Annotated in this window: 9 protein-coding genes; 3 read left to right on the top strand and 6 right to left on the bottom strand. The window is 69.2% G+C overall.

Going from position 1 to position 11220, the window contains the following annotated elements; genetic code table 11:
- Positions 1–119: 119 nt before the first annotated feature.
- The 3 genes from D0D37_RS36830 to D0D37_RS36840 are packed head-to-tail and all read left to right on the top strand — an operon-like array spanning position 120 to position 1986.
- Positions 120–1337 carry a PucR family transcriptional regulator gene (locus D0D37_RS36830; RefSeq protein WP_116205212.1) on the top strand — a complete coding sequence of 406 codons (1218 nt, stop codon included), beginning with the start codon at positions 120–122 and terminating at the stop codon, positions 1335–1337.
- Between the two features lie 2 nt (positions 1338–1339).
- Positions 1340–1522 carry a hypothetical protein gene (locus D0D37_RS36835; RefSeq protein WP_116205202.1) on the top strand — a complete coding sequence of 61 codons (183 nt, stop codon included), beginning with the start codon at positions 1340–1342 and terminating at the stop codon, positions 1520–1522.
- Positions 1519–1986, top strand: coding sequence for a CBS domain-containing protein (locus D0D37_RS36840; protein ID WP_116205203.1), 468 nt, complete (start codon positions 1519–1521; stop codon positions 1984–1986). Before D0D37_RS36835 ends, D0D37_RS36840 begins: the two co-directional genes overlap by 4 nt.
- A gap of 127 nt (positions 1987–2113) precedes the next feature.
- On the opposite strand, the gene D0D37_RS36845 is transcribed toward D0D37_RS36840, so the two are convergent.
- From D0D37_RS36845 to D0D37_RS36870, 6 genes are all read right to left on the bottom strand, one after another.
- Positions 2114–4465 (bottom strand): alpha-L-fucosidase, encoded by a 2352-nt coding sequence (locus D0D37_RS36845; protein WP_116205204.1) that lies wholly within the window; start codon positions 4463–4465, stop codon positions 2114–2116.
- 268 nt (positions 4466–4733) lie between these two features.
- Positions 4734–6320 (bottom strand): glycoside hydrolase family 13 protein, encoded by a 1587-nt coding sequence (locus D0D37_RS36850; RefSeq protein WP_116205205.1) that lies wholly within the window; start codon positions 6318–6320, stop codon positions 4734–4736.
- A 62-nt stretch (positions 6321–6382) separates the two neighbouring features.
- Entirely contained in the window at positions 6383–7252 is an 870-nt protein-coding gene (locus D0D37_RS36855) for a carbohydrate ABC transporter permease (RefSeq protein WP_116205206.1), read from the bottom strand.
- The gene (locus D0D37_RS36860) at positions 7249–8223 is read right to left on the bottom strand and encodes a carbohydrate ABC transporter permease (RefSeq protein ID WP_116205207.1); all 975 of its coding nucleotides are present in this window, start codon (positions 8221–8223) and stop codon (positions 7249–7251) included. Before D0D37_RS36860 ends, D0D37_RS36855 begins: the two co-directional genes overlap by 4 nt.
- Positions 8201–9580 (bottom strand): ABC transporter substrate-binding protein, encoded by a 1380-nt coding sequence (locus tag D0D37_RS36865; protein ID WP_116205208.1) that lies wholly within the window; start codon positions 9578–9580, stop codon positions 8201–8203. Before D0D37_RS36865 ends, D0D37_RS36860 begins: the two co-directional genes overlap by 23 nt.
- 160 nt (positions 9581–9740) lie before the next feature.
- Positions 9741–10748, bottom strand: a complete 1008-nt coding sequence (locus D0D37_RS36870; RefSeq protein WP_116205209.1) for a LacI family DNA-binding transcriptional regulator — start codon at positions 10746–10748, stop codon at positions 9741–9743.
- Between the last annotated feature and the right edge of the window lie 472 nt (positions 10749–11220).

Genomic DNA, 11220 nt, shown 5'->3' on the forward strand with positions numbered 1-11220 from the left:
TGTGGGCGGCGACAAACATTTCTGTGGCGGATCACAAAATGCGCGGGAAATCGTCGCGCGTTTTTCAGCGGAGGAATCCGCGCGGGCGGCCGCTGCCGGGCGCGGGTACGATCCCGGACGTGGCCGACCGGGAGGAAAGCGCTGTGCGGACCGCCGCCCTGACCGAACTCGTCGCCTGGGCCGACGCACGGCTGCCCCGGCTGATCGACGACGTCTGCGCGGCGAGCTGCGAGCGGATCGGGATGTACCGGGACGAGAAGATCGTCCCGCGCGCCGACCTGCACCGCTCGATCGCGGTGAACCTCCGGTTCATGGTCGACGCGCTCGGCGGCAGCGAGGCCCCGGACCAGCGCGCGCCGAAGGAGACCGGCCGCCGGCGGGCGCACCAGGGCGCGCCGCTGCCCGAGGTGCTGCAGGTGTACCGGATCGCCTGCGCGATGCTGTGGGACCTGCTGGTGGGCCGCGCCCGCGAGACCGGAAGCACCGACGTGCTGATCGACGTCGCGAGCCTGTTGTGGCAGGTCACCGACGAGCACGCGGTCCGCGTGACCGAGGCGTACCGGTCGGCGAGCGCGGAACTGCTGGTCGCGCAGCAACGGCGGCGGTCCGCCCTGGCCGAGGCGCTGCTGACCGGCGCGCGCGGATCCGACTCCGGGCCGTGGGAGGCGGGACGGCTGCTCGGCCTGTCGCTGGACGGGAAGCTGACCGTGGTCGCCGCCGAAACGCGCGGGCTGGCCGAGGAGAGCCTGGTCGGCGTCGAACGACGGCTCGGGCAGCTGGGGATCGTGTCGGCGTGGCATCTCTCGCCGACGCTGCAGGCCGGTGTCGTTTCGCTGCGCGAGGAGCAGTACGACGCGATGCTCGCGTTGCTGCGCGAACTGGCGCTGGCCCGCACCGGCGTCAGCCCGCTGTTCCGCTCGCTGACTGACACCCCGCGCGCGGTCCACCTGGCGCGGACCGCGCTGTCCGGCATCCCGCCGGAACGCGGCGAGGTCCGCGCTTTCGATCCGAGCCCGCTGGCCGCGTTCGTCGCCTACGACCCGGACGAGGGCCGCCGCTTGGGAGAGCAGGTCTTCGGCGCGGTGCTGGAACTGCCCGCCGAGGAGCGCGACGTGCTGCTGGAGACGCTGGACGCGTACTTCGCCCATGGCGGTTCGTCCGAACGCGCGGGGCAGGTGCTGCACTGCCACGCCAACACCGTGCGGTACCGGTTGCGCCGGGTCCGGGAACTCACCGACCGGTCGCTGACCGATCCGCGAGACCTGGCCGAACTGGTGACCGCGATGCAGGCGCTGCGGGTCGATTCGGCTCGCTCGATCGATTCTCTCGGGAGCTGACGATGTCTGAAGAGTGGTACTACAACACGCGCACGAACGAGGTCGAGCACGGCCGCCAAGCGCGCGGCGTGGACCGGCTCGGCCCATACCCGGACGAGGCCACCGCCCGGCGGGCGCTGGAGCTGGCGCGGGAACGTACTGCGGCGGAGGACCGGTCCGACGCGGAGTGGAACAACCCGCAGTGACGTCACCGGATTTCCGCGGCGCGTCGACGGTCGGCGAGGCGATGCTCCGGGTGCCGAAGGTGCTCGACGCGTCGGCCACGGTCGGCGAGGTGCGCGCGCTTTTCGACGACGATCATGTGCATGCCGCGCTGGTCGTCGCCGGGGAGACGTTGCTGAGCGTCGTGGAGCGGCCGGATCTCGCCGGGCTGCCGGAGGGGATTCCGGCGTCTCGGGCGGGTCGGTTGAGCGGCCGGGTGGTGGCTCCGGAGGCGGATTTGTACGCGACGTGGCTGGAGATGTCCCGTCGCCGGTTGGCGGTGGTGGACCGGAGCGGGCGGCTGCTGGGGTTGTTGTGTTTGAAGCGCAGCGGTCGCGGATTCTGTTCGGATGCCGATGTGGCTGCCCGTGCGAGGGACGTGGAGAGCGGCTGCCGGGGCGGCCCGTCGCGGACCGCCCCGGCCAGCGTCAGCGCCAGTCCGCTGTGAACGCCTATGCGGGCTGCCCGGTCGCACGAGCGGCTGTGAGGATGTTGATAACCAGGCGACCATCGCGCTGAGTCCAGTGCAGCGAGCGGTTGCCGGGGCGGCCCGTCGTGGACCGCCCCGGCAAGCGTCACCGCCAGTCCACTTTGAACACCCACGCGTGCTTTCCGGCCGCACGCGCCGCCGCCGGGACGTCGATCACCAGACGGCCGTCGCTCTGAGTCCAGTTCAGCGGACCGCCGTAGCCGAGCATCGATACGCAGTCGCCGCGGCGGATCGGGACTGGGGCGTCGACCACGAGCTGCGAGCCGGGCGCGACGAGCGACATGACGTAGAACGCCGAACCGGGCTGCACAGTGAACCGCAGGTCGCCGAGCTGGGCCATGCGCGACCAGTAAGTGGTGCCGTAGATCGCTTCCCCGTTGGTGCGCAGCCAAGCCCCGGTCTCGCGCAGCCGCTGCTGCATCACGGCGGGGATGGTGCCGTCGAAGTCGGGGCCGATGTCCAGCAGGAAGTTGCCGTTCTTCGACACCACGTCGACCAGCGTGTGCACCACGTCGTCGGTGGTCATGTACTTGTCGTCCGGCGTCGCGCGGTTGTAGCCGTAGGAGAACGGGTCCAGGCCCCGGCTCGACTCCCACTTCGCGACGACAGTGTTCGGGTACGTCGTGTACTCGGGCGTGGTGAAGTCGTGGTCCGGAATGCCGCCCCGGTCGTTGTACGTGACGTCCTTGGGGCGACGCCGGTTCTTGGCCCGGTTGAAATACTCTGTGAGCACGTCGCGGCTGTCGTTCACGCCGCCGATGTCGAACCAGAGCACGTCTGGGTCGAAGCCAGAGATCAGCTCCAGCACCTGTGGCGCCTGGAGATCCTTCACGAAATCGCGCCCAGCGGTGTAGCCGGTGTAGGGCACCGGCGCGCCGGTGTACGGATTGCGCGGCGGGTGGCCCATCCACGGATTGTCCGGGTTGAACCATTCCGGCAGGGAGAAATACAGGCCGTTGCGCAGACCCGGCGTGTACTTGCGCGAGGCGGCGAACAGATCGGCGACGAGGTCGCGGCGCGGGCCGAGCTTCTTCGCGTTGCGGCCGCTGACTTTGGTGTCCCACAAGGCAAAGCCGTCGTGGTGCTTGGACGTCAGCACGTAGTACTGCGCGCCCGCGTCCTCGATCAGGTGCACCCACGAACGCGGGTCGAACCGCGCGGCGGTGAACTTCGGGATGAAGTCGTCATATACGAACGATTCGCCGTAAGTCTTCGCGTGATAGGCGTAGGTGGCGCCGTTGGGATCTTGCTGGTTGTTCCAGTACCACTCGGCGTACTGCTGCCCGACCGGAGCCCACGCGGGCACCGAGTACACGCCCCAGTGGATGAAGATGCCGAATTTGGCGTCGCAGAACCAATACGGTGCGCGGTGCGTGGACAGCGACGCGTCGGTCGGCCGGAAGTCCGGGATGCCGAGCGGCACCGGCAGCGACTGGGTGGCGATCGTCGACCGGTCGGCGAGCACCCGGATCCGGCCGGTCGCGGGGGTCCCGGCGGGCAGGCCGCGGTCGGGGACGAGGCCGAGCCGCACTGTGGTCTGTTCGCCCGGGGCCAGCCGGGGGATCGGCGCGGGCGTGCGCACCCGGCCGCCCGGGACGTCGAGCGTGACGGTGATCCGGTCGCGCGTTTCGAGCCAGACGGTGCCGGTGTTGACGATCGTCGCCTCGACGGCCTGCGGGCCGCCGTCCTGCAGGAGGTTCGCGGTCGCCCGGGCGTCGAGGACCGTCGCCGAACGGCCTTGCGCGATCGGCTGCAGCGTCAGGGCGAACACGTGCAGGCTCGGCACATTCGCGGCGGGCGGGGCGGTCTTGGGCAGGGTCAAGGCGACCGCTTCGCGCGCCGGGTCGATCCAGACCTGCGCGGTGCTGATCGACACCGGGTTCTGATCGGTGACACCGCCCGGGCCGTAGCGGAAGGTCGAGACGACGGCACCTCCGGAGCCCCACCAGTCGGAACCGGACAGGGTGGCGGTGCTGGTGCTGCCGTCGGCGTAGTGGACGGTCGCGTCGCCTCCGGTGCTGCCGTAGCTGCACGCGACGAGGAACGCGGCGCCGTAGTAGCGGCCCTTCGGCAGGTCGATGCGCTGGCCGAGCGCGATGACGTTGTTCTTCGCCCCAGCGGCGGCCGAGCCGAGCAGATAGGGCACGCCGCCCGCGGTGACCGTGCTGCCCGCCGGGATTTGCTCCGCCGGGAAGGTGTAGCCGGAGCCGTCGAAGTTCCCGTCGTGCGCGCTCGCGGAGTCGATGCCGTCGTTGTCGAACCACGCGTCCAGCGGGACGGGCACCGGCGGAGGCGGCGGCACGACAGGGGTGCCGGAGCCGTCCGCGACCACCGGCTGCGCTGGACCGTTCGCGGCCGCCGCGGTGCCCGCCGTCCCGAGCAGCACCGCGCCGCCGAGTGCCATGCCGAGTGCGTGCCGACGAGGAAAGGTCGTCATGGAACCTCCACAGTGAAGTCCAGTGGTCCGATGCCTAGCGGAGAATTTCTCGATCATCAGGGGAATCGGGGCAAGCTAGTGGCCGATACATCTGATGAATCATCGTCGGTGCGCACTGGAGTGCTGTCAAGGAGATCCCGCTCAGCGGAGCAACGCGGACCAGGAACTCAAGGCGGCGCGGTTGCGGCGCGTCTTCCCCCGGTGTCGTCCGTGAGGGGAACCCTGAGGGACTCAGAGTCCGTCAGGGTTCCCCTCACGGACCTGAGGGTCAGGAACGCAGCCAGACCGCCGTGTCGGTCGGCAGTTCGGCGGTCACCGGGTCGCTGGCCAGCAGGACCTCGGAATGCGGCGGCAGCGGGATCGGGGAACCGGAGAAGTTCAGGACGAACGTGAACCCCGGTTCCCGGCGGAAGGCCAGCACGTCGTCGCCGAGCGACAGCCAGTCCAGCTCCCCAGTGAAGTCCGCGCGCAGTCGTAGCCCGGCGCGATAGAGACTGAGCATGGAAGCCGGGTCCGCAGCCTGCGTTTCTGCCGTGTACGCCTGCCATTCCGCGGGTTGCGGCAGCCACGCGCCGCCGGGGCCGAAGCCGAACGGCGGCTCTTCGCCGGACCACGGCAGCGGCACCCGGCAGCCGTCTCGGCCGGGGTCGGTGCCGTTCGTGCGCGACCACACCGGGTCCTGCCGCAGCTCAGCGGGAATGTCTTCGACCTCCCACAGCCCCAGCTCTTCGCCCTGGTAGACGTACATTCCGCCGGGCAGCGCCATAGTCAGCAGCGCCGCCGCACGGGCCCGGCGGGTGCCCAGCACCAGGTCCACCGAGCTGCCGTGCAGCCGGTCCGCGAAGGAGAACCCGGTGTCGCCCGCGCGGCCGTACCGCGTGACGTGCCGGGTGACGTCGTGGTTTGACAAGACCCAGGCGGGCGGCGCGCCGACGGCGTCGTGCGCGTCCAGCGTCCGCTCGATGACCTCCCGGAAGCGCGCCGCGTCCCACGGGCAGACCAGGAAATCGAAGTTGAACGCCGAGTGCAGTTCGTCGCGGCGCAGGTACCGCGCGGTGCGGGTCAGGTCCGGCAGCCACATCTCGCCGACCAGCACGCGCTCGCCCGGGTAGCTGTCGGCGATCTTGCGCCACGACCGGTAGATCTCGTGCAGCCCCTCCTGATCGGAGAACGGCGTCTCGTCGCCCGCCTCGACGTCCGGCAGCCGCGCGTCCTTCACCAGCCCGTCGGCGACGTCGATGCGGAAGCCGTCCGCCCCGCGGTCGAACCAGAACCGCAGGATGTCCTCGAACTCGGCGCGGACGTCCTGGTTGTCCCAGTTGAAATCCGGCTGGCGCGAGCTGTAGAGGTGCAGGTACCACTCGCCGTCGGCCACCCGGGTCCAGGCGGATCCGCCGAAGCGGGACTTCCAGTTGTTCGGCGGTTCGGCGCCGTCCGGCCCGCGGCCCGGCCGGAACCAGAACCGTTGCCGCTCAACCGAACCCGGACCGGCGGCGAGTGCTTCGCGGAACCAGCGGTGCTCGTCGGAGCAGTGGTTCGGCACGATGTCGATGATGACGCGCAGGCCGCGCCCGTGCGCCTCGGCGATCAGCGCCTCGGCCTCGGCGAGAGAGCCGAAAAGCGGGTCCACGTCCCGGAAATCGGCGACGTCGTAGCCGCCGTCGTCCATCGGCGACGGGTACCACGGGGTGAACCAGAGCGTGTCGATCCCGAGCGCGGCCAGGTGGTCGAGCCGCGCGCGGACGCCGGCCAGATCGCCGATGCCGTCGCCGTTGCCGTCGGCGAAACTGCGGACGTAGATCTGGTAGATCGCCGCGGTGCGCCACCAGCTGTCTTGTCTTCGCGATGCGGTCACGGAAAAACCCTCCTCGTGGTGGGGAAAAGCTCGTGGTCGGGAAAGCCGGGGGCAAAGCCGGTTCAGCCCTTGAGCCCGCCCGCGGCGAGCCCGGAGAGGATCTGCCGCTGGAACACCAGGAACAGCGCCACCATCGGCAGGCTGGCGAGCACCATCCCGGCGGTCAGCACGTTGAGCGGCATGTCGATGGCCACCCGTTGCAGCATCACCGAAAGCGTCTGCTTGCCGGTGTCCGGGAACACCAGCAGCGGCCAGATGAAGTCCTTCCACGCGGTCACCACCGCGAGGATCGACACCACGGCCAGGATCGGCCGGGAGATCGGCAGCACGATCCGCCACAGCGTGCGCACCGGCCCGGCGCCGTCGAGCCGCGCGGCTTCGATCAGCTCGTCCGGGATCCGGTCGAAGAACCGTTTCAGCACATAGACGTTGAACGCGTTCGCGGCGGCGGGCAGCCAGACCGCGGCGGGGGAGTCGATCAGGTTCAGGTGCAGCAGCGGCAGGTCGCTGATGGTGACGTAGGTCGGCACCAGCAGCGCGGCGGCGGGCAGCATGAGGGTGGCGAGCATGAGCCCGAGGACGGCGTTGCCGAACTTCGGCCGCAGCTTCGACAGGGCGAAGGCGGCGGGAACGTCGATGGCCATCTGCGCCAGCCACGCCCCGCCCGCGACGACGAGCGTGTTGAGGAAGTACTTGCCGAGGTTCAGCTGGTCCCAGGCCTCGCCGAAGGTCTCCGGATGCCATTCGTGCGGGACGAGCGTGGCCGGGGTGCGCGCCAGTTCCTGCGGCGTCTTCATCGCCCCGGTCACTGCCCAGTACAGCGGGAACAGGAAGGCGAGCACGAACACCAGGAGCGTGCAGGCGAAAACCACGCCGTAGACCACCTTGCCGCGGCGGCTGCGCAGCGCGCCGGGCGAGACGAGGGTTCTCATGCCTGGTCCGCCTTCCTGGTGAGCCGGACGTACAGCGCGGAGAACACGCCGAGCGCCAGGAACAGCAGCAGGCTCATCGCGCTCGCCGAACCGAAGTCGTTGTAGACGAAGGCATACCGGTAGAGCAGCAGGAGCACGGTCACCGTGGAATCGTCCGGGCCGCCGCCGGTCATCACGTACGGTTCGGTGAACACCTGCATGGTCGCGACGATCTGCAGCAGCAGAAGCATCAGCAGGACGAACCGGGTCTGCGGGAACGTGACGTGCCGCAGCCGTTTCCACATCCCGGCCCCGTCGAGTTCCGCGGCCTCGTACAGTTCGCCCGGGATCGTGCCGAGCGCGGCCAGGTAGATCAGCGTGGTGCTGCCCATGTTCGCCCACGTCGAGACGAACACCAGCGACAGCATCGCGGTGCCGCTCGAATCCAGCCACTGCGGCCCGGACAGGCCGACCGCGCCGAGCGCGGAGTTGAACAGGCCGGAACCCGGGTCGTAGAACCACTTCCACATCAGCGCGGTCACCACCGGCGGCAGCATCACCGGCAGGTACACCGCGAGGCGGAAGAACGCGCGGGCGTGGCGCATTTCGTTGAGCAGCACCGCGGTCAGGAACGGGACCGCGAAGCCGAAAACCAGCGCGAGACCGGTGAACAGCAACGTGTTCCGCCAGGCGACGCCGAACAGCGGATCCGCGAACAGCCGGGCGAAGTTGTCGAGGCCGACCCAAGTCGGCGGGTTGACGAAGTCGACCTGCTGGAAGCTGAGCAGCACGCCGCGCACGATCGGATACCAGGAGAACATCGCGAACACCACCAGCGCGGCGCAGAGCAGGCCGTACGCGGTGAGGTTCTCCTTGAGCTTGCGGCGCAGCCGGGCCCGGCGCCGCCCGGCGGGGGAGGGAACCGGTCGCCTGGCCGGCGACGAGGACGTCGCGGGCCAGGCGAGGAGGCTACTTGACCTGGGCGAGGACACTGGTGACCTTCGCCGCGGCGGACGAGAGCTGCTGGTCGATGTTCGCGTGCCGATCGGTGAGCACCGCCTGCATCACGCTGTCCAGGATCGCGTACACCTGCTGTGCGTTCGGCGGTTCGACGCTGCCCTTGATCTTGCCCGTGGAGTCCACATAGGACTGGTAGTTTCGCGCGGGCACGTTGGCGTACTTGGCTTTCAGCGCCAGCTGCTGGTCGCGCACCGCACCCTGCCAGACGTCGGGAGTCGGTTCGGCGGGCAGGCCGACCGGCTGCTTGCCGTCGACGTACTGCTTGATGTGCTTCTCGAAGCGGTCCGGGTTGAGATATTTCCACTGGATCCATTCGAGGCCCGCCTTGATCTTCTCCGGCGACGCCTTCGGGTTGATCATGTAGCCCTCGCCGCCGAGCAGCGTGCCCTTGCCGTCGGGCATCCCGGCGATGCCGTAGTCCTCGTATTTGCCGTTGAACTGCTTGACGAGCACGGGCACGTTGTCCGGGGCGGCCATGTACATGCCGAGCTGGCCCGCGCCCATCATCCGCTGCACGTCCTGGGCCTCCAGCAATTGCTTGCTGCCCATGGAATCGTCGGTCCAGCGCAGATCGTGGAGCAGGCCGAGGGCGGCTTTGCCTTTTTCATTGTCGAAATCGGCGACCCATTTGCTCCCGTCCTTGCGCGCGACGGAGCCGCCCATCGACGCGAGCCAGCCGGCGAGATGCCAGCCGCCCTGGTTGTTCTTGCTGTAGTCGGCGTACCCGACGATTCCGTTGCCCAGCGCGGAAATCTTCTTCGCCGCCGCGCGCACCTCGTCCCAGGTCCGCGGCGGGTTGTCCGGGTCGAGCCCGGCTTTCTGGAACAGCGGGCGGCTGTAGACCAGGCCCATCGTGTAATTCATGGTCGGCAGGCCGTAAAGCTTGCCGCCCGCGCCGCGGAAGTTGTCGAGCAATTCCGGTTTGAGGTCGTTGACGTGCGGGACCTTCTTGGCCGCTTCGGTGATGTCGGCGGCTTGGTGCCGCGCGATGATCTGGGCGGGATCGGTGAAATAGACGTAGTAGACGTCTTCGAGCTGCCCGCCCGCCAGTTTCGCGCCGAACGTCTTCGGGTCCATGAACCCTTCGTGCGGTTCGATCTTGACGTTCGGGTGCGTCGCCTCGAATTCCTTGACGTCGGCGTCGAAAACGCCGCGTTCGAACGGCTGGCTCGTCGGCGGCTGGCCGGTGACGGTGATCGTGACCTTGCCCCCGGCGGAGCTTCCCGGATCGCCGCCGCTCCCGCAGGCGGTTGTTCCCAGCACCAGGCCCGCCGCGGCGAGCAGGGCGAACATCCGGCGGGGAGCGGCGGGGGACCAGGGTCTGCTCATCTCAAGCCTCATCTCGCGGGGGAGCACAACACGTGATGGCGGTCACCCTAAGGGCGAGAGGCGTCTATGCGCAAGAAGTCGACTGGATTACGCAAAAGGTGGACAGGGTGGGTGGTTGGGTGTGGTGAGTGGCGATCCCAGTTCTAACCGGCACAAACACTCACGAGGTCCGGCGGGCGGTGGAGCCGCGCACCACCAGTTCCGGCGCGAACAGCAGCTCCTCGATCGCGACCTCGCCGCCGTTGATGCGTTTCACCAGCAGTTCGACCACGGCGCGGCCCATCGCCTCGATCGGCTGGCGCGTCGTCGTCAGCGGCGGGTCGGTGCAGTTCATCAGCGCGGAGTCGTCGTAGCCGACCACCGAAATGTCGCCCGGCACGGACAGGCCCTGCCGCCGGGCCGCGCGGATCGCGCCCAGCGCCAGCGGATCGCTCGCGCACAGCACCGCCGTGGCGCCGCGCGGATACAGCCGGGCCGCGGCCGCGTGGCCGCCTTCGATGGAGAACATCCCGTGCTCCACCAGTTCGTCGAGCACCGGGAGGCCGAGTTTCGCGGCGTGCTCCCGGAACGCCTCGAGCTTGCGCCGCGACGGCACGTGGTCGTTCGGTCCCAGCACCAGGCCGATCTTCTCGTGGCCGAGCGAATTCAGGTGCCCGACCGCCTGCTCGACGGCCACCGCGTCGTCGCACGAGACCTGCGGCAGGCCGAGGTGGTCGACCGCCGCGTTGATCAGCACCGTCGGCAGCCGGCGTTCCGCGAGGTGGTGGTAGTGCGTGTGCACGGCGTCGGCCTGCGCGTACATCCCGCCGGCGAACACCACGCCGGACACCTGCTGCTGCAGCAGCATCTCGACGTACTCCGCCTCCGACACCCCGCCCGCGGTCCGCGTGCACAGCACCGGCGTGAAACCCTGCTGGGCGAGCGCGTTGCCCATAACCTCGGCCAATGCCGGGAAAATCGGGTTCTGCAGCTCCGGCAGCACCAGCCCGACGAGCCGGGCCCGTTCGCCGCGCAGCTGCGTCGGCCGCTCGTAGCCCATCACGTCCAGCGCGGTGAGCACGGCGGCCCGGGTGCTCGCGGACACCCCGGCCTTGCCGTTGAGCACCCGGCTGACCGTGGCTTCGCTGACCCCGACCTGGCGGGCGACTTCGGCAAGACGACGTGTCATGAGTGAAATTTACCGCAAACCAGTGCAAGTTTCCGACGAGACGCGCGCTTCGCTTGCTCTCGTAGCGAAAGTGCTGGTCGGAAGCGATGCTTCGAGGCCTGCGACGTTGACTTCCCGCCGGTAGTCGGCTGTAATTCTTGAACGAATCAGTGAAAATATCTGACTAGGTCGCAGGCAACGCGGTAAGCGGCCTGCCCAGCCTCAACGAAGAGGTGCCATGTCGACTGCTCCGTGCTGTTCTCGTGCGCCCCCGGACAGGTTTGCCGCCTGTCCGCTCCCTGGTCCCCGCCGTCCCGCACCACGCGGGGCGCTCTCGTTCGAGTCGTCTCCCTCCTCCTTGGATCAGAGGAAACCCATGAGAACGAAGCGACTTTTCACGCGCGTCGCGCTCTGCGCCGCCCTGTCCCTGCTGGTCGCCGTGCCCGCCTGGTCGGCCGGTGCGTCAGCCGCCCCCGCCCCGCCACCTGTCAGG

The organism is Amycolatopsis circi, assembly GCF_003385235.1.
GTDB classification, from domain to species: Bacteria; Actinomycetota; Actinomycetes; order Mycobacteriales; family Pseudonocardiaceae; genus Amycolatopsis; species Amycolatopsis circi.

Coding starts and splice junctions, on each gene's coding strand:
- D0D37_RS36835 (WP_116205202.1), top strand. CDS start 1,340: ATGTCTGAAGAGTGGTACTACAACACGCGCACGAACGAGGTCGAGCAC.
- D0D37_RS36845 (WP_116205204.1), bottom strand. CDS start 4,465: ATGACGACCTTTCCTCGTCGGCACGCACTCGGCATGGCACTCGGCGGC.
- D0D37_RS36855 (WP_116205206.1), bottom strand. CDS start 7,252: ATGAGAACCCTCGTCTCGCCCGGCGCGCTGCGCAGCCGCCGCGGCAAG.
- D0D37_RS36865 (WP_116205208.1), bottom strand. CDS start 9,580: ATGAGCAGACCCTGGTCCCCCGCCGCTCCCCGCCGGATGTTCGCCCTG.
- D0D37_RS36870 (WP_116205209.1), bottom strand. CDS start 10,748: ATGACACGTCGTCTTGCCGAAGTCGCCCGCCAGGTCGGGGTCAGCGAA.